Source organism: Sabulicella glaciei (assembly GCF_026183895.1).
GTDB lineage: Bacteria > Pseudomonadota > Alphaproteobacteria > Acetobacterales > Acetobacteraceae > Roseococcus > Roseococcus glaciei.
Map to the genome: position 1 here is coordinate 200,250 of NZ_JAPFQI010000002.1, position 21,149 is coordinate 221,398.

The 21,149-nt window shown below is 70.9% G+C and carries 23 protein-coding genes and 1 other RNA gene; 14 read left to right on the forward strand and 10 right to left on the reverse strand.

Annotated elements, in window-relative coordinates; translation table 11 throughout:
• Positions 1–66: 66 nt before the first annotated feature.
• The 4 genes from recR to ffs form a co-directional block, all read right to left on the reverse strand.
• Positions 67–654, reverse strand: a complete 588-nt coding sequence (recR, locus tag OF850_RS06230; RefSeq protein WP_301589067.1) for a recombination mediator RecR — start codon at positions 652–654, stop codon at positions 67–69.
• A 19-nt stretch (positions 655–673) separates the two neighbouring features.
• Positions 674–997: a YbaB/EbfC family nucleoid-associated protein gene (locus OF850_RS06235; protein WP_207539931.1), complete on the reverse strand. Its 324-nt coding sequence runs from the start codon at positions 995–997 to the stop codon at positions 674–676.
• Entirely contained in the window at positions 998–2,869 is a 1,872-nt protein-coding gene (locus OF850_RS06240; RefSeq protein WP_301589068.1) for a DNA polymerase III subunit gamma/tau, read from the reverse strand.
• A gap of 22 nt (positions 2,870–2,891) precedes the next feature.
• Positions 2,892–2,988, reverse strand: an RNA gene (gene ffs, locus OF850_RS06245) — signal recognition particle sRNA small type.
• A gap of 66 nt (positions 2,989–3,054) precedes the next feature.
• On the opposite strand from ffs, the gene OF850_RS06250 reads away from it, so the two are divergent.
• Genes OF850_RS06250 through OF850_RS06260 form a run of 3 tightly spaced genes read left to right on the forward strand, consistent with a single transcriptional unit; the run spans position 3,055 to position 4,451 of the window.
• Positions 3,055–3,186 carry a hypothetical protein gene (locus OF850_RS06250; RefSeq protein WP_301589069.1) on the forward strand — a complete coding sequence of 44 codons (132 nt, stop codon included), beginning with the start codon at positions 3,055–3,057 and terminating at the stop codon, positions 3,184–3,186.
• A 57-nt stretch (positions 3,187–3,243) separates the two neighbouring features.
• Positions 3,244–4,170, forward strand: coding sequence for an NAD(+) diphosphatase (nudC, locus tag OF850_RS06255; RefSeq protein ID WP_301589070.1), 927 nt, complete (start codon positions 3,244–3,246; stop codon positions 4,168–4,170).
• On the forward strand, positions 4,167–4,451 hold the full coding sequence (locus OF850_RS06260; protein ID WP_301589071.1) for a phosphoribosylamine--glycine ligase: 285 nt from the start codon (positions 4,167–4,169) through the stop codon (positions 4,449–4,451). Before nudC ends, OF850_RS06260 begins: the two co-directional genes overlap by 4 nt.
• 18 nt (positions 4,452–4,469) lie before the next feature.
• On the opposite strand, the gene OF850_RS06265 is transcribed toward OF850_RS06260, so the two are convergent.
• The 3 genes from OF850_RS06265 to OF850_RS06275 all read right to left on the reverse strand — a co-directional run bounded on the left by OF850_RS06265 (position 4,470) and on the right by OF850_RS06275 (position 7,041).
• On the reverse strand, positions 4,470–5,696 hold the full coding sequence (locus tag OF850_RS06265; protein WP_301589072.1) for a YsnF/AvaK domain-containing protein: 1,227 nt from the start codon (positions 5,694–5,696) through the stop codon (positions 4,470–4,472).
• Positions 5,697–5,716: 20 nt separating this feature from the next.
• Positions 5,717–6,121 (reverse strand): DUF2382 domain-containing protein, encoded by a 405-nt coding sequence (locus OF850_RS06270; protein ID WP_301589073.1) that lies wholly within the window; start codon positions 6,119–6,121, stop codon positions 5,717–5,719.
• 74 nt (positions 6,122–6,195) lie between these two features.
• Positions 6,196–7,041, reverse strand: a complete 846-nt coding sequence (locus OF850_RS06275; RefSeq protein ID WP_301589075.1) for a prephenate dehydratase — start codon at positions 7,039–7,041, stop codon at positions 6,196–6,198.
• Positions 7,042–7,176: 135 nt separating this feature from the next.
• Between OF850_RS06275 and OF850_RS06280 the strand changes: the two genes are divergently transcribed.
• From OF850_RS06280 to OF850_RS06320, 9 genes are read left to right on the forward strand one after another with little or no spacing between them, the layout of a single operon-like run.
• A complete protein-coding gene (locus tag OF850_RS06280) occupies positions 7,177–7,713 on the forward strand; it encodes a c-type cytochrome (RefSeq protein ID WP_301589076.1) in 537 nt (178 codons plus the stop codon).
• Positions 7,710–8,498, forward strand: coding sequence for an inositol monophosphatase family protein (locus OF850_RS06285; protein ID WP_301589194.1), 789 nt, complete (start codon positions 7,710–7,712; stop codon positions 8,496–8,498). The genes OF850_RS06280 and OF850_RS06285 overlap by 4 nt, the downstream gene beginning before the upstream one ends.
• 8 nt (positions 8,499–8,506) lie before the next feature.
• The gene (locus OF850_RS06290) at positions 8,507–10,339 is read left to right on the forward strand and encodes an extracellular solute-binding protein (RefSeq protein WP_301589077.1); all 1,833 of its coding nucleotides are present in this window, start codon (positions 8,507–8,509) and stop codon (positions 10,337–10,339) included.
• On the forward strand, positions 10,336–11,436 hold the full coding sequence (locus OF850_RS06295) for a microcin C ABC transporter permease YejB (protein WP_301589078.1): 1,101 nt from the start codon (positions 10,336–10,338) through the stop codon (positions 11,434–11,436). Before OF850_RS06290 ends, OF850_RS06295 begins: the two co-directional genes overlap by 4 nt.
• Positions 11,433–12,161, forward strand: coding sequence for a DUF3891 family protein (locus OF850_RS06300; RefSeq protein WP_301589079.1), 729 nt, complete (start codon positions 11,433–11,435; stop codon positions 12,159–12,161). Before OF850_RS06295 ends, OF850_RS06300 begins: the two co-directional genes overlap by 4 nt.
• A complete protein-coding gene (locus tag OF850_RS06305) occupies positions 12,158–13,198 on the forward strand; it encodes an ABC transporter permease (protein WP_301589080.1) in 1,041 nt (346 codons plus the stop codon). The genes OF850_RS06300 and OF850_RS06305 overlap by 4 nt, the downstream gene beginning before the upstream one ends.
• A complete protein-coding gene (locus OF850_RS06310; RefSeq protein ID WP_301589081.1) occupies positions 13,198–14,814 on the forward strand; it encodes an ABC transporter ATP-binding protein in 1,617 nt (538 codons plus the stop codon). The genes OF850_RS06305 and OF850_RS06310 overlap by 1 nt, the downstream gene beginning before the upstream one ends.
• A complete protein-coding gene (locus OF850_RS06315; RefSeq protein ID WP_301589082.1) occupies positions 14,811–15,272 on the forward strand; it encodes a hypothetical protein in 462 nt (153 codons plus the stop codon). Before OF850_RS06310 ends, OF850_RS06315 begins: the two co-directional genes overlap by 4 nt.
• Positions 15,273–15,275: 3 nt before the next feature.
• Positions 15,276–16,208: a 2-hydroxyacid dehydrogenase gene (locus OF850_RS06320; protein WP_301589083.1), complete on the forward strand. Its 933-nt coding sequence runs from the start codon at positions 15,276–15,278 to the stop codon at positions 16,206–16,208.
• Between the two features lie 7 nt (positions 16,209–16,215).
• Here OF850_RS06320 and OF850_RS06325 read toward each other — a convergent pair whose 3' ends face one another.
• Together OF850_RS06325 and OF850_RS06330 are read right to left on the reverse strand one after the other, a co-directional pair.
• Positions 16,216–16,614, reverse strand: a complete 399-nt coding sequence (locus tag OF850_RS06325; protein WP_301589085.1) for a MarR family transcriptional regulator — start codon at positions 16,612–16,614, stop codon at positions 16,216–16,218.
• A gap of 173 nt (positions 16,615–16,787) precedes the next feature.
• Positions 16,788–18,116, reverse strand: a complete 1,329-nt coding sequence (locus OF850_RS06330; RefSeq protein ID WP_301589086.1) for a leucyl aminopeptidase family protein — start codon at positions 18,114–18,116, stop codon at positions 16,788–16,790.
• A gap of 64 nt (positions 18,117–18,180) precedes the next feature.
• On the opposite strand from OF850_RS06330, the gene hslV reads away from it, so the two are divergent.
• Together hslV and hslU are read left to right on the forward strand one after the other, a co-directional pair.
• Positions 18,181–18,741 carry an ATP-dependent protease subunit HslV gene (gene hslV, locus OF850_RS06335; RefSeq protein WP_301589087.1) on the forward strand — a complete coding sequence of 187 codons (561 nt, stop codon included), beginning with the start codon at positions 18,181–18,183 and terminating at the stop codon, positions 18,739–18,741.
• Entirely contained in the window at positions 18,738–20,078 is a 1,341-nt protein-coding gene (hslU, locus tag OF850_RS06340) for an ATP-dependent protease ATPase subunit HslU (RefSeq protein ID WP_301589089.1), read from the forward strand. The genes hslV and hslU overlap by 4 nt, the downstream gene beginning before the upstream one ends.
• 48 nt (positions 20,079–20,126) lie before the next feature.
• Here the strand turns inward: hslU and OF850_RS06345 are convergent, their stop codons facing one another.
• Positions 20,127–21,104: a Bug family tripartite tricarboxylate transporter substrate binding protein gene (locus OF850_RS06345; protein ID WP_301589091.1), complete on the reverse strand. Its 978-nt coding sequence runs from the start codon at positions 21,102–21,104 to the stop codon at positions 20,127–20,129.
• Between the last annotated feature and the right edge of the window lie 45 nt (positions 21,105–21,149).

A 21,149-nucleotide genomic window follows, 5' to 3' on the forward strand; every position in this document is an offset into this window, starting at 1 on the left:
CATCGGCCGAGCGGCGCGGACCTTGGGAGGGGTGGGGTGTCCCGTCCAGCGGGACACTACGTAAGCCTAGCGCCGCGCTTTCAGCGCCGCCGCCAGCGTCCCGTCATCCAGCACGTCCAGCGCGCCGCCGATCGGCACGCCCTGGGCGAGGCGCGTGACTGCCACCCCGCCCGGCTCCAGCCGTTCCGCGAGGTAATGCGCGGTCGTCGCGCCCTCCACCGTGGCGGGCAGGGCCAGGATCACCTCCCGCGCCTCCGTCGCGCGGCGCAGCAGCGGGGCGACCGACAGCTCCTCCGGCCCCGTGCCGGCGAGGGCGGAGAGCGTGCCGCCCAGCACATGATACGTTCCCTGGTGCGCGTGCGCCCGCTCCAGCGCCCACAGGTCGGACACGCCTTCCACCACGCAGATGAGCCCCGCATCCCGCTCGGGATCGGAGCAGACGGAGCAAGGGTCGCGGCTGTCGAGGTTGTTGCAGACGCGGCACTTCTTCACCGATTCCGCGGCGCTGCGCAGCGCCTCGGCCAGCGGCAGCATCCGCGTCTCGGGGTCCATCAGCAGGCGCAGCGCCGCACGGCGCGCCGAGCGCCGGCCAAGCCCCGGCAGCTTGGCCAGCAGCGCGATCAGGTGCTCGACCGGATCGACATTCGGGCGCATGGCGACGCCGCGCGTGGCGTCAGAAGGGCAGCTTGAGGCCGGGCGGCAGGGACATGCCGGCCGTCGCCTTCTGCATCTCCTCCGCCATCATCGCCTCGACCTTCTGCTTGGCGTCGGCATGAGCCGCGACCAGCAGGTCCTCCAGCACCTCGCGATCCTCGGCGGTGGCGAGGGAGGGGTCGATCGTGACGCGCTTCAGTTCGCCCTTGCCGGTGAGGCGCAGCTTGACCATGCCGGCCCCGGCCTGACCTTCCACCTCGGTGGCTTCCAGCTTCGCCTGCATCTCTTGCATGCGCGACTGCATCTGCTGCGCCTGCTTCAGCATGTTGCCCAGGTTCTTCACTCAATCCTCCTCTGGCATGTCGTCGAGCCCGACGGGCTCGGCATCCGGCGGCGCGAAATCGGGCAGGGTTTCCGCTTCCTCCTCCTCGGAGGAGGCTGCGGGCTTCAGACCGTAGGCGTCGGTGTCGGCGTCGCGCACCGCCTCCAGCGTGGCGCCCGGGAACAGGTCCAGAATGGCGAGGACGAGCGGGTGGTTGCGCGCCATCTCCCGCCGCCCGGCCTCGGCCGTCGCGGATTGCTCGGCGAGCGTCGGCTCGCCCGCGTCGTTGCTCAGCGCCACGGTCCAGCGCCGGCCGGTCTTTTCCTCCAGCAGCGCGGAAAGCTTGGCGCCCAGGTCGCGCGGCGCCTGCGGCCGCACGCGGATCTCCAGCAGCGGCGGCGCGACGCGCACCGGATGGACGTCGTGCAGCAGGTGCGCGTGCAGCAGCGGCGACACGCCATGGGCCAGCGCCACCACCGCGCGCCATTCGGTCGGCGCCGCGAGCGCGACGGGGGCAGGGGCGGGCGCGGCTTCGGCAACGGGTGCGCCATTCACCACGGCGCGCAGCACCGGCGCGCCCTGCGACGTCCCGGGGCCAGGCGCGGGCGCGCCGCCCCCGGCGGAAACGGCGCCGCCATCGGCCAGGCGCTTCAGGATGTCGCCCGGCGTCGGCATCTCCGCGACATGGGCGAGGCGGATCAGTACCATCTCCGCCGCGGCGAGGCGGTCGGGGGCGGCGTTCACCTCCTCGATCCCCTTCAGCACCATCTGCCAGGCGCGGGCGAGGGCCGGAACGGAGAGTCGCGCCGCAAGCTCGGCGCCGCGCGTGCGCTCGGCTTCGGGCAGGGCGGCGTCGTCCTTCAGCGCGGGGATGGCCGCGAAGCGCGACAGGGTGTGGATCTGCTCCAGCATGTCCTGCAGCACCGTCACCGGCTCGGCGCCGCATTCATGCGCCTCGCCCAGCCGCGCCAGGGCGGCGGGCAGGTCGCCGCGCAGCGAAGCCTCGACGAGGTCCAGCACCAGAGTGCGGTCCGCGAGGCCCAGCATGTCGCGCACGGCCTCGGCGGAAACCCGCGCGTCCGCCCCGGCGAGGGCGATGGCCTGGTCCAGCAGCGACAGCCCGTCGCGCACCGAGCCATCGGCGGCCCGCGCCAGCATGGCCAGCGCCTCGGATTCCGCCTGCGCGCCCTCCAGCCCCGCGATGCGGTCGAAGTGGCGCCCCAGAGCCTCCTCCGGCACGCGGCGCAGCGCGAAGGTCTGGCAGCGGGAGCGGATGGTGATCGGCACCTTCCGCAATTCCGTGGTGGCGAGGATGAAGGTGATGGAGGGCGGCGGTTCCTCCAGCGACTTGAGCAGGGCGTTGAAGGCCTGCTCCGTCAGCATGTGGACCTCGTCCAGGATGAAGACCTTCTGCCGCCCCTGGGCCGGGCGGAAGCGCAGCGCCTCGCGCAGTTCGCGCACGTCGTCGATGCCGCGGTTCGAGGCGGCGTCCATCTCCACCACGTCCGGGTGGCGGTCGGCCATGATGGCGCGGCATTCCGGGCAGACGCCGCAGGGGTCGGCGGTGGGCCCGCCCTGGCCATCGGGGCCGACGCAGTTCAGCGCGCGGGCGATGATGCGCGCCGTCGTGGTCTTTCCCACGCCGCGCACGCCGGTCAGAAGGAAGGCGTGGTGGACCCGGCCGCGCGCAAAGGCGTTTCGCAGCACGCGGACCAGCGCCTCCTGACCGATCAGGTCATCGAGGGCCTGGGGCCGGTACTTGCGGGCGAGGACGCGATAGGGGGCGGCGGGGATGGCGGTGGGCGGCGCGCCGGGTGCATCGCCGAACAGGCCGGGACCGTCCGGCGGTGGCTCAGGTAGGCCCTCTTCCGGGGCGAGGAGATCGCTCGGCATGGGCCCCCTGGCATGAGACGCGGTGGAAGGCCGGTGAATGACCCGGGCGAGAACCCGTTACGGCTGCTTCCTTCCGGACCTGACCGGGTTGGCGGGGAGCCCGTCCACCGCCGACCTTCCGCCCTCCATATCGCCCTTCGGCGTCCGCGAGGCAACCCCGGAAGCCATGGCAGCGTTGCCCCGCCATGAACGAGCCAGAACCCCTCACGAAGGTCGAGGCCCGCCAGGGCGACCGAAAGAAGCTGAACCGGAACGTGCTGGTCTGGAGCCTCGCTCTCGTGATCGTCGCCTTCGTCATCGGCTACTTCATCGCCTGAGGCGGCACCGCCCCGTCCCCTTCCGCGCGGCATCGCCCCGTGGCAGGGTCCGGCGCGATGTTGTCCTTTCCCGCCAGCCGCCCCAACGCCTACACCGGCTCCCCGCTCGACCGGGTTTCCGGCCGCCGGGACGAGGAGGCGTTCGTCGCCGCATCCTTCGAGGATCCGGCGAGCCTGTTCATCCCGGTCTGGCGCGCCCGCTCGCTCCTGCTCGGGGTGGAGTCGGGCAAGCCCGAGGCGGTGATGCTGACCGGCGAGGCCGCCTCCTCCGTCCGCATGGCCGGCGGGCCCTGGGCCCTGCTCGGGATGCTGGACGGGCGCGCGGTCTTCGCGGTGGATTGCTCCGCGGCGGATGATCCGCTGCCGCTGCTGCCGCCCTCCATGGGCGCCTTCCAGGATCTGCGCGCCGTCGCGGGCCTCCTGCCGCCCGGCGAGGCCAGCATGCTCGCCCATGCGCGCGGGCTGATGCATTGGAGGGTGAAGCACCGCTTCTGCGGCGTGTGCGGCGCACCCTGCGAGCCGCGCTCGGCCGGCAACGCCACTGCCTGCACCGCCTGCAACGCGCAGCATTTCCCGCGCACCGACCCGGCGGTGATCATGCTGGTGGTGCGCGGCGATTCCTGCCTGCTCGGCCATTCGCACCGCTTCCCCAACAGCGTCATGTATTCGACCCTCGCGGGCTTCGTGGAACCCGGCGAAAGCCTGGAGGAGGCGGTGAGGCGCGAGGTGCTGGAGGAGACCGGCGTGCGGGTGGGGGAGGTACACTACCATTCCTCCCAACCCTGGCCCTTTCCCTCTTCCATCATGCTCGGCTTCCATGCCGAGGCGCTGTCGGAGGAGATCCAGATCGACCCGGAGGAACTCAAGGATGCGCGGTGGTTCACCCGCGACCAGATCCGGAATCCGGACGCGCACGGCTTCGCCCTGCCTCGCGCCGACAGCATCGCCCGCCGCCTGATCGAGGACTGGCTCGCCACCCCATGAAGACCGTCCCGGCCTTCCTTGCCCTCCTGGCCCTTGCCGCCTGCGCGCGCGCGCCCACGGGCACGCCCCTGTCGCCCGAGCAACAGGCCTGCCGTGAGGAGGCCCGCCGCTCACCCGAATATCAGGAGGTGATGCGGCGGGTGAACCCGATGTTCGAGATCCGCAACGACGGCGTGATCAACGACGACCTTCGCGCCGCCGAGATGACCGCCTGGCGCCGCTGCCTGCGCGAGCGCGGGCTGGCGCTGCCGGGCGGCGTGGAGATCATCCGCGGGCGGTGATCCCCACGCCGCGCCGGGTCAGGTGCGGCGCTTCGGCGTATCGCCGTCGCGCTCGACCTCGACCTCGGTGCGCCGCACCGTGTCGCGCACGGTTTCCGTCCGCTCCTCGGCTTCCTTGCGCAGCCGCACCTCGCCCGTGACACGCGCTTCCTTGGCGATCTCCGCCTCCTCGTGGGATTCGGTCGCCTCGATGGTGCGCTCCTGGAACGGGTTCTCCATGCCGGAAGCCGGGCGGTCGAGCGTCCGGCGTTCCACCTCCACGTGCTCGTCGCGCAGCGTCACCTGCGCCTCGACGGGCTCCTCCACGACATAGGAGCGGATGCGGACGCGGCCATGGCCCGTTTCGCGCTTGCTCACGCGCAGGCGCTCCTCCGCCAGGGGGATGCTTTCGCCGTCGTGCAGCGTGTCGCGGCCCGTGCCCATGCCGCCGCCGAGCGTGCCTTCCGTGGCACCGGACGCCATCCCGCCCGACCGGCCGCCGGTCTCATGCTCGGGGCGCGCGCCGCTCATGTTGGTGCCCAGCGCGTCATCCGCCCCGCGGGACAGCATGGTGCCCGGCGGATTGCCCGGCGTGCCGTCTGGGCGACCCTCGAAATTGGTGCCCAGCGTGCTATCAACATCGCGCGCCGTGTCGCCTGTCGTCGCGGAGTCACGCGACCCGACGCCGCTGACGCCAGTGGCGCGCGCGGCCGTGCCGGTCGCGGTGTCGCGGCCCCGCAGACCTTGATCGGCGGCATAGGCGCTGTTCGCCGCCGCCTCGTTCTCGGGATAGGCGCCGCTGATGTTCGTGCCCAGCACCTCGTCGGTGCCGCGGGACAGCATAGTGCCCGGCGGGTTGCCCGGCGCGCCGTCCGGCTGGCCGCTCATGTAGTCGGAACGCGCATAGGAGGACTGACCGCTCCAGCCTTCGGCGCGCCACGACGCCTCGCGCTCGTCCAGATCCACGGCGCCGTTCGCTTCCAGGATGTCGGCGGCTTCCTCCCAGTTCATCCCGGACAGGCGCACGGACATCACTGTGGCGCCGCGTCCGACCGCCTCGGCATAGGTGTGCCGGTCCGCCTCGGGCATGAACAGATCGGCCAGGGATTCCCAGAAACCCTTGTCCGCGGTCGTGTCTGCGGCGGTGCCGGCCTGGCGGTGCATCTGGATATCGGAGCGCGCGATGCCATGCGCGGCCAGCGCCTCCTGCGCGCGCAGCGCGTCCGTTTCGTTGTCGAAGACAGCCGTGATGGTTCGATTGGACATGGGTAGTTCCTCCTCGTGGGTCAGCGTTCGGGCGGCAGGCGTTCGATCTCGGCTCGCTGGCGGCGCAATGCCACCACCTCGCGGATCTCTTCCTCCGTGGTGTGGCGCTGAAGGCGGATCTCCTCCCGCACCACGAGGCGCCGCTCGACGACCAGCACCTCCTCCAGCACCGGGATGACCCAGGAACCGTCCGCCTCCTGCCGGGGCATGGGGGCGGCCTCGCCCGCTTCGAGGGTGCGGTTCACCGGGACGTGGGACACCTCGAACTCATGGGAGGTGAGGGTCTCGGAAACTTCGTGCGGGACGCTCTCCGTGCGCAGGGCCACGCGCACGCGCCCCGTTTCACGGCTGTGCTTCTCCAGCTTCGCCGATTCCTCGGCGAGCGGCAGCACCGTTTCGTCCTTCTCCGGCTCGGAAGCCACCATCCCGCCTTTCGCGCTGAATGCGGCCGAAACGGGAAAGAAGGCGGCGTCGTTGCCCTTCCTTCAAAGGGAAGGGGTCAAGTTCCCTCGCGCGCCACGCGGAACGGATGCGCGCGGTAGCAGCCCAGCACCTTCACCTCGCGCGAGAAAAAACGCAGCTCCTCCAGCGCGCGGAACAGGCGCGGGTCGTCTGGATGGCCGTCCACGTCGCACAGGAACTGCGTCGCGGTGAAGGCGCCGTCCAGCATGTAGGATTCGAGCTTGGTCATGTTCACGCCGTTGGTGGCGAAGCCGCCCAGCGCCTTGTAAAGCGCCGCCGGCATGTTGCGGACGCGGAACACGAAGGTGGTCACCGGGTGCGGCGCCTCGATCGGCGGCGTCTCGGGCCGCGTCGCCATCACGTAGAAGCGCGTGGTGTTGTGCGCGGCGTCCTCCACGTTGCGGCGGAGGATCTGCAGGCCATAAACCTCCGCGGCAAGGGCGCTGGCGACGGCGCAGTCCTCCGGTCCTCCCTCGCGCGACACCATCTCCGCCGCGCCGGCCGTGTCGGCCTGGATCACCGGCGTCAGGCTGAGTTCCTTCAGCACCTTCAGCACCTGGCCCAGCGCCATGGGATGCGAATGGGCGCGGCGGATCGACGCCAGCGTCGCCCCCTCCCGCGCGAGGAGGCAGTGCTCCACCCGCTCGTAATGCTCGCCCACCACGGCCAGTCCCGAGTCGGGCAGGAGGCGGTGAATGTCCGGCACCCGGCCCGCCAGGCTGTTCTCGCAGGGGAGCATGGCCTTCTGTGCCCGGCCTTCCCGCACCGCCTCCATCGCCGCCTCGAAGGAGGGGCAGGGCAGGGTGGTCCAACCCGGATAGGCATGCCGGCAGGCGAGGTCGGAATAGGCGCCGGGAACACCCTGGAAGGCGATGACGGTCATGCTGCGTCCGTTGCGGAGCCGCGCGGGCGGTTGATGGATGGCGCGGCGGGGTTTATGTGACCGGAACGTCTAAGCCAGGGCCGGAAGGCGCGCAAACCCGCGTCCCGTGCCCGCCACGAGAAGGGTCCGCTCGGCATGAGCCTGGAGTTGAACAAGGCATTCGCGGCCATCCTCACCGCCGGGATCGCCTTCATGGGCGCGGGTATCGTGGGCGAGCAGATCGTGCATCCGAAGCGTCTGGCCACTCCGGCCATCCAGGTCGGGGAGCCGGCACCGGCGCAGCAGGCCGCTGCCCCGGCCGCGCCGACGATCGAGCCGATCGCCCCGCTCCTGGCTGCCGCCAACGCCGATAACGGCCGCACCCTGGCCACGCGCGCCTGCGGGTCCTGCCACACCTTCAACGAGGGCGGCCGTTCCGGCGTCGGCCCGAACCTTTATGGCATCGTCGGCGCCAGCCATGCGCACATCCCCGGCTTCAACTACTCGAACGCCATGCGCGCCCTGGCCGACAAGCCCTGGGACTACGAGGCGCTGAACCAGTTCCTCGCCGCGCCGGCCCGTGCCATCGCCGGCACGCGCATGGCCTTCGCCGGGCTGAACAACACCGGGCAGCGCGCCGACGTGATCGCCTATCTGCGCACGCTGGCCGCCGAGCCCGCGCCACTGCCCTGATCCCGGCGGAATACGCCGCGGCGGCGGAAGAAGCCGCCGCGCTGGCGGGGGCGGAGACCCGCCCCCTTTTCCGGTCCGCCCTGCTGGTGGAAGCCAAGGGCGACGCCTCTCCCGTCACGGAAGCCGACCGCGCCGCCGAGCGCGCCCTGCGCGGCTTCCTCGGCACACGCTTCCCCGACCATGGCATCCTCGGCGAGGAATACGGCGCGGAGCGGCCGGATGCCGAATGGCTCTGGGTGCTCGATCCCATCGACGGCACGCGCGCCTTTCTTACCGGGCGGCCGATCTGGGGTACGCTGATTGGGCTGATGCACCGGGGCGAACCGGTCCTGGGCCTGATCGACCAGCCCGTGCTGGGCGAGCGCTGGCTGGGGGTGAAGGGGCAGGGGACGCGCTTCAACGGCCAGCCCATCCGCACCCGCTCCTGCAATCGCCTCGCCGAGGCGGAACTGGCCTGCACCGCGCCCGAGATGTTCCCGGAGGCGGACCGGCCCGGCTTCGAGGCGCTGCGCGCAGGGGCGCGACGCATCTCCTGGGGCGGGGATTGCTACCTCTACGGCCTGCTGTCGCTGGGCCTGCTGGACGTGGTGGCGGAGGCGACGCTGAAGCCCTGGGACTGGGCAGCCCTGGTCCCGGTGGTGGAGGGCGCCGGCGGCTCCATGACCGGCTGGAACGGCGAGGCGCTGCGGATGGGCTGCGACGGCCGCGTGCTGGCGCTGGGCGACCCCGCGCTGCTCGATGAAGCCAAGGCTTCGCTTGCGGGGGGAGGCCCGCGCCCCCAATAAGCATGGTCATGAAGCGCCGACCCCTCTTCGCCGCCGGCTTCGGCCTCCTCGCCGCCACTGGCCGTGCCTCCGCGCAGGCCGGTCCCGTGCGGACCCATGCCCTGTCCCTCCTGGGCGAGCCCTCGCTGCCGCGCGACTTCCCGCACTGGCCCTGGGTCAACCCGGAGGCCCCCAAGGGGGGCGAAGTGGCGCTCACCGCCCTCGGCTCCTTTGACAGCTTCAACCCCTTCATCCTGCGCGGCACCTCGGCCGTCGGCTTGTCCAACCTCTACGACTCTCTGCTGGTGCAAAGCGCCGACGAGGCAAGCACGGAATATGCCCACCTCGCGGAATGGGTGGAGGTGCCGGCGGATCGCCGCGGCGTTTCCTTCGAGTTGCGTGAAGCGGTGCGCTGGCACGATGGCCGCCCCATCACCGCCGAGGACGTGGTCTGGACCTTCGAGGCGCTGCGCACGCACGGGCGGCCCTTCTACCGTTCCTACTGGGCCGACGTGACGGAGGTGGTGGCGGAGTCGCCGCGCCGGGTCACCTTCCGGTTCCGCAACGACGAGAACCGCGAACTCGCGTTGATCCTGGGCCAGTTGCAGGTCCTGCCGAAGCATTGGTGGGAGGGGCGCGACTTTGCCCGCCCGCTGCTGGAGGTGCCCCTCGGCTCCGGTCCCTACCGGCTGGAGCGTTTCGAGGCCGGGCGCAGCCTGACGCTGCGCCGCGTCGAGGATTACTGGGCGCGGGACCTCAATACGCGGCGCGGTACCAACAATTTCGACGCGATCCGCTTCGAGTATTTCCGCGACGCCACCGTGGCCTTCGAGGCCTTCAAGGCCGGGCAGATCGACTTCCGCACGGAGAACGTGGCCCGCAACTGGTCCACCGGCTACGACTTCCCGGCCGTGCGGCGCGAATTGGTGAAGCGCGACACGATCCGCCACGAATTGCCGACTGGGATGCAGGCCTTCGTGGTGAACTTGCGCCGGCCCATGTTCGCGGATGCGCGGGTGCGCGAGGCGCTGGTCAACCTGTTCGACTTCGAGTGGCTGAACGCCAACATCTTCTTCGGCCTTTATGCCCGCACCAACTCCTATTTCTCCAATTCCGAACTCGCCTCCTCCGGCCTGCCCGAGGGGCGGGAGAAGGAGATCCTGGAGGGGTTCCGCGGCCGCGTGCCGGAATCGGTGTTCACCACGGAATTCCGCCTGCCCACCACCGATGGCAGCGGCAACAACCGCGACGGGCTGCGCCGCGCCCTCGAGCTGATGCGGCAGGCGGGCTGGACGGTGCGCGACCGCCGCCTCGTCAACGCCCAGGGCCAGCGCTTCGAGTTCGAGATCCTGCTGAATGGCGCGACCTTTGAGCGGATCGCGCTACCCTATGTGCAGTGGCTCGCCCGCCTGGGCATCGAGGCGCGCGTCCGCACGGTGGACCCGGCGCAGTATCAGGTCCGCACCGACGCCTTCGACTACGACATGACGATCGACGTGCTGGGCCAGTCCCTCTCCCCGGGCAACGAGCAGCGCGACTACTTCACCTGCGCCCGCGCGCGCGAGCAGGGCTCGCAGAACGTCGCCGGCATCTGCGACCCGGCGATCGACGAGCTGGTGGAGCTGGTGATCGCCGCCCCCGACCGGCAGGAGCTGATCCACCGCACCCGCGCGCTGGACCGCGTCCTGCTGCATCACCACTACGTCATCCCGAACTGGCACCTGCGCGCCTTCTGGGTCGCATATTGGGATAAGTTCGGCCGGCCGGAGCGCTCGCCGCGCTACGGGCTCGGCTTTCCCGATTCCTGGTGGGTAGACCCCGCGCGCGAACGCGCCATCGGCGAGGCCCGGCGCGGCCTGTGAGCGCCTACCTCCTTCGTCGCCTGCTGCTGGTGGTACCGACGCTGTTCGGCATCATCCTGATCAACTTCGCCCTGGTGCAGTTCGCCCCCGGCGGCCCGGTGGAGCAGATGCTGGCGGAGCTGCGCGGCGAGGGGCAGACCCTGGGCCGCCTGACCGGCGAGGGGGGCGGCGAGACACGCGCCCCCACCACCGGGCCGGGCGAAGGCGGGGGGGGCAGCACGTACCGCGGCGCGCGCGGCCTCGATCCCGCCATCGTGCGCGAGATCGAGCGCAGCTTCGGCTTCGACAAGCCGGCCCATGTGCGCTTCGGGGAGATGCTGGCCGGCTACCTGCGCTTCGATTTCGGCCGCTCGCTGTTCCGCGACCGGCCAGTCTGGGACCTGGTGATCGAGAAGCTGCCCGTCTCCGTCTCGCTCGGGCTGTGGTCCACGCTGATCATCTACCTGATCTCCATTCCGCTCGGCATCCGCAAGGCGGTGCGGGACGGGTCGCGCTTCGACCTCTGGACCTCGGCGGTGGTGCTGGTCGGCTACGCCATTCCGGGCTTCCTGTTCGCCGTGCTGCTGGTGGTGCTCTTCGCCGGCGGGTCCTTCGTGCAGTGGTTCCCCTTGCGCGGCCTCGCCTCCTCCGGCGCGGAGGCCTGGCCCTTCTGGCAGCGGGCGCTGGACTATGCCTGGCACATCACCCTGCCGACGCTGACGCTGGTGATCGGCGGCTTCGCCGGGCTGACCATGCTCACCAAGAACTCCTTCCTGGAGGAGATCAACAAGCAATACGTGCTGACGGCGCGGGCCAAGGGGGCGGGGGAGGGGCGCGTGCTCTACGGCCACGTCTTCCGCAACGCCATGTTGATCATCATCGCGGGCTTCCCGGCGGCCTTTATCGGCATCCTCTTCACCGGGGCGCTGCTGGTGGAGATCATCTTCTCGCTGGACGGGCTGGGGCTGCTAGGCTTCGAGGCGGCGATCCGCCGCGACTACCCGGTGATGTTCGGCACGCTCTACATCTTCACCCTGCTGGGCCTCGTGATGCAGATCGTCTCCGACTTCACCTACACGCTGGTGGACCCGCGCATCGACTTCGAGGCACGCCGATGATCCTCTGGCCGCAAGCGGATGGCACGGTGCTGGCGACGCCGCAGCCCGCCCATGCCGCGCTCTCCGGCCAGGTCATGCGCCACATGATGCCGCGCCTGGAACCCTTCGACGCTTTGGTGAACGCCGCTACCCAACACGACTGTGCTTGGTTGCCCTGGGAGCCAGCGCCCGAGTTCGACGCGGCGACCGGCCTGCCGCTGGCCTTCAACGACCTGCCCGGCGACCGCCACGTCGCGCTGTGGGAGGCGGGGGTGGAGGTCGCGCTGGCGAATTGGGGAGTGTGGGAGGCGCTGCTGATCATGCGCCACGGCAGCCACGTTTATCGCATGGCGCTGCGCAGCGACCGCTCGCCCCCCGATGCCGCTGCTGCCGAGGCCATCCAGGGCTACCTGGCGCGCGAGGCGGCGCGCAGCGCTGATTGGACGCGCCGGCTGGGCACCACGGAGGAGGCGGTGGCGCTCCTCTCCGAGGCGGTCGCCACGGTGGACGGCATCGCGCTCGGCCTGTGCTGGGGCAAGGAGCGCTTCGATTGCGGCGGCACGGTGCTGCGCCGGACCGGCCCCTTCGCCGCCACGCTCGACCCTTGGGTCCTCGACGTGCCCCGGCTGGAGGCGACCGCCACCGCGCTGCGCCTGCCCGCCCGCTTCCCCGACGCGGCGGCGATGCGCGAAGCGCTGCCGCTTGCCCCGCGCGAGACGCTGCGCTTCACCCTTTCCCCCGCATGAAATTCTCCCCGCTGAACCAACGGCGCCTCGCCAATTTCCGCGCGAACCGGCGCGGCTACGTGTCCTTCTGGATCTTTCTCGTTCTTTTTCTCGTCACCCTCTTCGCCGAGGTGATCGCGAATGACCGGCCGTTGGTCGCGCATGTGGACGGCAAGTGGTTCTTCCCCGTGCTGACCGAGTATGCCGAGAGCGACGTGGTGGAGACCGGCCTGCCCGTCACCGCCGACTGGGCCGACCCTGATTTCGCCCGCGACGTCGCGGAGAAGGGCGGCACGGTGATCTGGCCGCTCATTCCTTTCAGCCATGCCAGCGTGGTGCGCGACCTGGGCACGCCCGCGCCCTCGCCGCCCTCCGATCGCAACTGGCTGGGCACGGACGACCAGGCGCGCGACGTGCTGGCGCGGGTGATCTACGGCTTCCGCATTTCCGTGCTGTTCGGCTTCACCCTGACGATCTTCGCCTCGGTCATCGGCATCGCGGCGGGGGCCGTGCAGGGCTATTACGGCGGCACGACCGACCTGCTCTTCCAGCGCTTCATCGAGATCTGGTCCGGGATGCCGCAGCTCTTCCTGCTGATCATCCTGGCTAGCGTGATCGAGCCCTCCTTCTGGACGCTGCTGCTCTTCCTGCTGGCCTTTTCCTGGATGGGGCTGGTGGGGGTGGTGCGGGCCGAGTTCCTGCGCGGCCGCAACCTGGACTACGTGCGCGCCGCCCGGGCGCTGGGGGTGCGCGACGCGACGCTGATGTTCCGCCACATCCTGCCCAACGCCATGGTGGCGACGCTCACCTTCCTGCCCTTCACCCTGTCCGGCTCGGTCACGGTGCTGGCCTCGCTGGACTTCCTGGGCTTCGGCCTGCCCCCCGGCTCCCCTTCCCTCGGCGAGTTGCTGGCTCAGGGCAAGAACAACCTTCAGGCGCCGTGGCTCGCCTTCACCGGCTTCGCCGTGTTGGGCGGCGTGCTCACCCTGCTGATCTTCGTCGGCGAGGCGGTGCGCGACGCCTTCGACCCGCGTAAGCTGCCCGGAGGCGCGCGCTGATGCCGGCCGAGGAACTCCGCATGGCCGAGGCGCCGCTGCTTTCGGTGGAGAATCTGTCGGTCGCCTTCCGCGGGCAAAAGGTCGTGGAGGGCGTATCCTTCGAGGTGCGTCCCGGCGAGACGGTGGCGCTGGTCGGCGAAAGCGGCTCGGGCAAGTCGGTCACGGCGCTGTCCGTGCTGCGCCTCCTCGCCGCCACGGGCAGCAACCCCGAGGGGCGCATCGTGCTGGACGGGACGGAGGTGCTGCGCGCCGATGACGACGCGCTGCACCGGCTGCGCGGCGGCGTGGCCGGCATGGTCTTCCAGGAGCCGATGACCAGCCTGAACCCGCTGCACACGATCGGGCGGCAGGTGGGCGAGGCCATCACCCTCCATCGCCCGCTGCGCGGCGACGCCCTGCGGCGCGAGGTAATCGCGAAGCTGGAACGCGCCGGCCTCGCCAATGCGGAGGAGCGGATCAACGCCTATCCGCACCAGCTTTCCGGCGGGCAGCGCCAGCGCGTGATGATCGCCGTCGCCCTGGCCAACGACCCCAAGCTGCTGATCGCGGACGAGCCGACCACAGCACTGGACGTGACCATCCAGGCGCAGATCCTGGAACTCATCGCCGGGCTGAAGAAGCGCCTCGGCATGGCGGTGCTGTTCATCACCCACGACCTCGCCATCGTGCGGCGCCACGCCCAGCGCGTGGTGGTGATGAAGGACGGGAAGGTGGTGGAGCAGGGGGAGACGGAGGCGATCTTCCGCGACCCGAAGCATCCCTACACGAAGATGCTGCTGGCCACCGAGCCGCGCGGCCGCCCCGCCCCTGTCGCGCCCGATGCCCTGACGGTGCTGGAGGCGCGGGACATCCGCGTTTCCTTCCCCATCCGCCGGGGCTTCCTGCGCCGCGTGGTGTCGGAGGTGCGGGCGGTGGAAGGCGTGTCCCTCACCCTGCGCGCGGGGGAGACGCTGGGGCTGGTGGGCGAATCCGGCTCGGGCAAGACCACGCTCGGCTTTGCGCTGCTGCGGCTGGAGCGTTCCACCGGCGGCATCCTGTTCGAGGGGCGGGACATCGTGCCGCTCTCGCGCACGCAGCTTCGCCCGCTGCGCTCCCGGATGCAGATCGTCTTCCAGGATCCCTACGGCTCGCTCTCGCCGCGCATGAGCGCGGGCGACATCGTGGGCGAGGGACTCCTGGTGCACGAGCCCTCCCTGCCGGCGCGGGAGCGTGAGGCGCGCGTGGCGCAGGCGCTGGAGGAGGTGGGGCTCGATCCCGCCATGGCCGGGCGCTATCCGCATGAATTCTCCGGCGGGCAGCGCCAGCGCATCGCCATCGCCCGCGCCCTGGTGCTGAAGCCGCGCCTCCTGGTGCTGGACGAGCCGACCTCCGCCCTTGATGTTTCGGTGCAGGCGCAGGTGGTCGAGCTGCTGCGCGAGCTTCAGGCGCGGCATGGCCTCGCCTATCTGTTCATCTCGCATGATCTGCGGGTGGTGCGCGCCATGGCGCACCGGATCATGGTGATGCGCCAGGGCCGCGTGGTGGAGGAGGGCGAGGCGGAGGCCCTGTGCCGGAACCCGCGCGAGCCCTATACACGCGCCTTGATGAGCGCCGCATTCGACCTGGCCACCGCATGAGCAGCACCGAAACCTCCGACGCGCCCCCCCACCCCTGGGCGGGGCAGGAAAGGGAACGCCTGGCCGACCTGCTGGACAGCGGCGCGGTCAAGCTGGGCATCCACATCCGCAAGATGAACTCGCCCGGCTCGCCCGTGTACCGCTACGGGGAGAACGTGGTGCCGGCGGCGCTGATCCTGGTCTCCTCCTTTCTCGGCACGGCGCTGGTGCATTTCTATGTGGGCGCCGCGATCCTGGCGGTGGGGTGCTGGTGGTGGCTCGCCAAGGTGATGCCGCGCGTGAAGGACGGCGTGTTCAACCGCACTGCCGCCTATGTCCTGGCGAGCGACCTGAACTTCGACGTGTACTGGGCACGCGGCCTGCTGTCGCTCTACGCCAAGATGCCCGATGGGCGGGAGCGCGTGGCGACCGGGCGTGACGATTGGCGGGCTTATGTCCGCTCCTTCCACGAGGTCTGAGGCATGGCGATCCTGCTTTCCACCAAGGCGAATGCGATGGAGGCGTGGCGCGACGCGCTGCTGGAGCTCGAGCCCGGCCTCGACATCCGCCTGTTTCCCGATGCGGGCGATCCGGCGGAGATCGAGGCCGCGGTGTGCTGGACCCAGCACGACATGGGGGAGCTGCGCCGCTACCCCAATCTCGGCCTCATCGTCTCCATGGGGGCGGGGGTGGACCATCTGCTGCGCCCCCCTGGCCCGCCGCCCGGCGTGCCGGTGGCCCGCCTGAAGGATGAGCGCCTGACCAGCGGCATGACCGAATGGGTGCTGCTGAACGTGCTGCGCTTCCACCGGCAGGACCTGGAGTATCGTGCGCAGCAGGCGGCACGGGTGTGGGACGAGTTGCCTGCGCCCGAGACCTCCGCGCGCCGCGTCGGCTTCCTGGGACTGGGCGAGCTGGGCATGGCCGCCGCCCATGCCTGCCGCTTGCTCGGCTTTCCGGTCATGGGCTGGACGCGCCGCGCGCGACAGGTGGAGGGCGTCGAGACCTTCCACGGCGAGGACGGGCTGGCCGCCATGCTGGGGAGGAGCGACATCCTCGTCTGCCTGCTGCCGCTGACGCCGGACACGCGCGGCATCCTCAACGCCCGCACCCTCGCGATGCTGCCGCGCGGCGCCTTCCTGATCAACGCGGCGCGCGGCGGGCACGTGGCGCAGCCCGACCTGCTGGAGGCGCTGGATTCCGGCCAGATCGCCGCCGCCGCGCTGGACGTGTTCGAGCCGGAGCCGCTGCCGGCGGATCACCCCTTCTGGGGCCATCCGCGCGTGCTGGTCTGGCCGCACGCGGCCAGCATCACCATTCCGCGCTCCGCCGCGCCGCAGGTGATCGAGAATCTCCGCCGCCTGCGCGAGGGGCGGGAGCTGATCAACCTGGTGGATTTCTCGGCCGGGTATTGAGGGGCGGTCAGCCGACCGCCGCGTATTCCCCGGCCTCGGCCATCTCGGGCGGCGGCATGGGCGTCACAGTGCCGTCGGACTCCGACATGGTCCGCTGCAACGCGGACAAGAAGGAAGCGCCCTTCAAGGTGCGCTGCACCAGCACGGAGCGGCGATCCATCATGTCCAGCTTGCGCCGGGCCAAGTCGAGCTCGCCGAGGCGGTCCAGGGCGCGCGTGATGGCGGGCTTGGAGACGTTCAGCTCCTGCGCCAAGCCACGCACCGTGTGGGGGCCGGGCGTCAGGTAGACGGTCAGCAGCACGCCCAGCTGCCGCGCCGAAAGGTCCGGGCCATCCTGCCGGACCAGCGTCACGATGGTGTCGCGCAGGATCCCGACAAGCTGATCGGGGTTGGTCTGCATGGTCATGGCATCCTTCCCTTCATTCACCACGCCTGCGGCGCGGAACCATGAATACCCACACCATCTGGGGCCTGGGTCGGATTTGATTAGTGCCGGGTTTGCAAAAAATTGCAAGATTTTCATGAAAGCCCGGGTGCACAGGGCGCAACCCGGGCGCAAGCCGCTCGATGTCCGCGGCTTCAGGATCGGGGATGAGCGTCCATCCAGCGCTCGATTCCGGCCAGCAGGCCGCGCAATCCCGTCGCCTCGCCGCCCTCTGGCGCGCCGGGCCGGTTGGAATCATTCCACGCGTAAAGGTCCAGATGTGCCCATGGCGTGCCGTGGGGCACGAAGCGGCGCAGGAACAGCGCGGCGACGATCGCACCTGCCATGGGCTTGCCGGCGACGTTGTTGAGGTCGGCCACCGGGCTGTCCAGCCAGGAGTCGTAGCCGCCATGCAGCGGCAGGCGCCAAAGCGGGTCGCGCGCCGCCTCGGCTCCGGCCAGCAGCGCGCCGGCCAGCGCCTCGTCGTTGCTGAACAAGGCCGGGAGGTCGGGGCCCAACGCCACCCGCGCCGCGCCGGTCAGCGTCGCCCCGTCCAGGATCGCATCCGGCGCGCGCTCCGCCGCGAAGGCGAGAAGGTCGGCAAGCACGAGGCGGCCTTCCGCGTCCGTGTTGCCCACCTCCACGGTCAGTCCCTTGCGGGTCCGCAGCACGTCGCCCGGCCGGAAGGCGGTGCCCGAGACGCCGTTCTCCACCGCGCCGACCAGCACCAGCAGGCGCAGCCTGGCGCGCCGCGCCATCAGGCAATCGGCCAGCGCCAGCATCACCGCGGCGCCGCCCATGTCCTTCTTCATCCGCAGCATGCCGGCAGGCGGCTTGAGGTCCAGCCCGCCCGTGTCGAAGCACACGCCCTTGCCGCACAGCGCCAGCAGCGGCCCTTCCGTGCCCCATTCCAGCACGGCGACGCGTGGCGCGCGCGGGCTGCCCGCCCCCACCAACGCAAGGGCCGGGAAGCCCTGCGCCAGTTCCGCGCCCTCGATGATCCGCACCGCCGCGCCGTGGGCAGCGCCCAGCTTCTCCACCGCCTCGGCCAGTTCCGCCGGGCCGAGATGGCTGGCGGGCATGTTGACGAGGTCGCGCGCATGCCAGATCGCCCGCGCCATGCTGTCGTCGAAGCCGGCTTGCGGGACGAGCTGCGCGGCGGCACGGCGCGGCGCCTTGAAGCGGGTGAAGCGATACGCGCCGAGCGCCCATCCCAGGGCGAGGTCGGCGTCGCCGCCCACCCAGCGCGTGCCCTCGGGCAGGGCATGGGGCAGGGCACCATACGGCAGCGGCCCTTCGGCGCGCCCCACCAGCGCGCCCGTTACCGCCTCGCCGTCCAGTAGCAGCGCATGCTCGCCGGGGCGGGCGCGGAAGCCCTGCGCGGCGGCGAGGGCGGCGCCGGGCCGGTCCCGCCACCCGTCGGGCGCGACGAGGTGCAGCGGCAAGGCGCCAGCGGGGTCGGCGGCGAAGCAGGGCAGGCTCATACCTTCCCCTTATCCCAGCCATGCGGACATTGCGAAGGGATCGCTGCGGCGCCACATCGCCCCCATGCAGACATCATCCCATGACCCGCTCGGCTGGCACGGCACCACCATCCTGTGCGTGCGCCGTGACGGACGGGTCGCCATGGCCGGTGACGGGCAGGTCTCGCTCGGCCAGACCATCGTCAAGGGCAACGCCCGCAAGGTGCGCCGCATCGCCAACGGCAAGGTGCTGGCCGGCTTCGCCGGCGCCACCGCCGACGCCTTCACGCTGCTGGAGCGGCTAGAGGCGAAGCTGGAGCGCTTTCCCGACCAGCTGGAACGCGCCTGCGTCGAACTGGCCAAGGATTGGCGCACCGACCGCTACCTGCGCCGCCTCGAAGCCCTGCTCGCCGTGGCGGACGAGAAGCGCTCCCTCCTCCTCACCGGCCAGGGCGACGTGCTGGAGCCGGAGGATTCCGTGATCGGCATCGGCTCGGGCGGCAACTACGCCCTGGCTGCGGCCCGCGCCCTGATGACGGTGGAAGGCCTGCCGGCGGAGGAGGTGGCGCGCCGCGCCATGACCATCGCCGGCGACATCTGCGTCTACACCAACGGAAACTTCATCCTGGAAAGCCTGCCGGCATGAACGACATGACCCTTCCCCCGGCCGAGGCCGTGAACCTGTCCCCGCGCGAGATCGTCTCCGAGCTGGACCGCTTCATCATCGGCCAGCACGACGCCAAGCGCGCCGTCGCCATCGCGCTGCGCAACCGCTGGCGCCGCCAGCAACTGCCCGAGGCGCTGCGCGAGGAGGTGGTGCCCAAGAACATCCTGATGATCGGCCCGACGGGCTGTGGCAAGACGGAAATCGCGCGCCGCCTCGCGCGCCTCGCCAACGCACCCTTCCTGAAGGTCGAGGCGACGAAGTTCACCGAGGTGGGCTATGTGGGCCGCGACGTGGAAAGCATCGTGCGCGACCTCGTCGAGGCGGCGATCGTCCAGGCGCGCGACACGGCGCGCAAGGGCGTGCAGGCCAAGGCGGAGCTGGCCGCCGAGGAGCGCCTCGTCACCGCGCTGGTGGGCGAGGGCGCCTCGGGCGAGACGCGGATGAAGTTCCGCCGCATGCTGCGCGAGGGCCAGGTGGAACAGCGCGAGATCGAGGTGCAGGTGAGCGAGCCGCAAGGCACACCCATCGGCATGATGGACATGCCTGGCATGCCCCCCGGCCAGATGCAGAACATGCAGGAAATGCTGGGCAAGATGTTCGGCGGCCGCACCCGCCCGCGCAAGATGACCGTCGCCGCCGCGCGCGAGGCGCTGACGCGCGAGGAGGCGGACAAGCTGCTGGACGGCGAGGCGCTGACCCGCTCGGCTGTGCAGAACGCCGAGAACAACGGCATCGTCTTCCTGGACGAGGTGGACAAGATCGCCCGCTCCTCCGAGGGCGGCGTGCGCGGCGGCGACGTGTCGCGTGAGGGCGTGCAGCGCGACCTCCTGCCGCTGATCGAAGGCACGACGGTCAACACGCGGCATGGGCCGGTGAAGACGGACCATATTCTCTTCATCGCCTCTGGCGCCTTCCACCTGTCCAAGCCCTCAGACCTGCTGCCGGAGCTTCAGGGGCGGCTGCCGATCCGCGTCGAGCTGAAGGCGCTGACCCGCGACGATTTCAAGCGCATCCTGACCGAGCCGGACCACTCCCTGCTCAAGCAGGCGAGCGCGCTGATGGAGACGGAAGGGGTGGACCTGCGTTTCGACGAGGGGTCGGTCGAGTCCATCGCCGACCTCGCGGCGGAGATCAACGCGACGGTGGAGAATATCGGCGCGCGTCGCCTGTCCACCGTGCTGGAGCGGCTGCTGGAGGAGGTGAGCTTCACCGCCAGCGACCGCCGCGGCGAGTCCGTGCAAGTGGACGCCGCCATGGTGCGGGACCGCGTCGCGCCGCTTGCCGCCAGCGCCGACCTCAGCCGCTACATCCTGTAGCACCTGCCAGGCAGGGGCCCCGCGAAGACGGCTTCGCGGGGCTTTTCATCAATCCTCCGGCCGGAAGCCGCTTTCGCGTACCACCGGCTCCCACTTCGCCGTCTCGGCCCGGATGCGGGCGGCGAAGTCGGCGGCACTCGTGTGCGTCGGCTGGAACTCGCGCGCCTCAAGGGTTTCGCGGAGCGCCGCATCCCCCATTACCTGCGCCAGAAGGGCGTTGAGCTGCCGGTTCAGCGCCTCCGGCGCGCGGGCCGGCAGGAAGGCGCCGAACCACTCATCCGCGGTGAGCTCCGGCCGTCCCTGCTCGGCGAAGGTTGGCACGTCGGGAAAGCGCGGCAGGCGCTGCGCCGAGGTGACGGCGATCATCCGGAGGCGCCCGGCGCGGTGATGCTCTACCTGGTCGCCGATTACGTTGATCGTGGCCGGGATCTGCCCGCCCAGCGCGTCCACGATGGCCGGTGCTGCGCCGCGATATGGCACGTGCGTCAGCTCAATTCCGGCGGCGCGGGCCAGCATCACCCCGGTGAAGTGCGGCACGGAACCGGCGGCGGGCGAGGCGTAGTTCAGCCCGCCCCGGCTGCGCGCCAGCTCGATGAACTGCGCGAGGTTTGTGACACCGGGTGCCCCCGGCCCCACCGCCAGGGTGAAGGGATAGACCACGACCGGGGAAACGGGCTGGAGGTCCGACTGCGGCGCGTAGCGCAAGCGCTGGCCGTAAAGATGCGGGTAGATCGTCACCATGCTGGCCGGCGTGACGAGGATGGTGCTGCCATCCGCGTCGGAACGGATCGCCTCCTCGATGGCGAGGCGGCCCGTCGCGCCCACGCGGTTCTCCACCACCACCTGCGGCGCCCAGGTGCCGCGCAGCCTTTCGGCCAACAGGCGGCAGGTCACGTCGACCGTGCCGCCGGCCGGGAAGCCGGCCAGGATGCGCGCCGTGCGCCCGACCACCGGCGCCTGGGCACGAGCGACCCCGGGCATGGCGAGGAGCGGGGCGCCCAGCAGGGCGCGGCGGGGCAGGGTCATGGTGGTTTCCTCCGGCTTCGGCGCGGCACCATGCCCCTGCCGGGG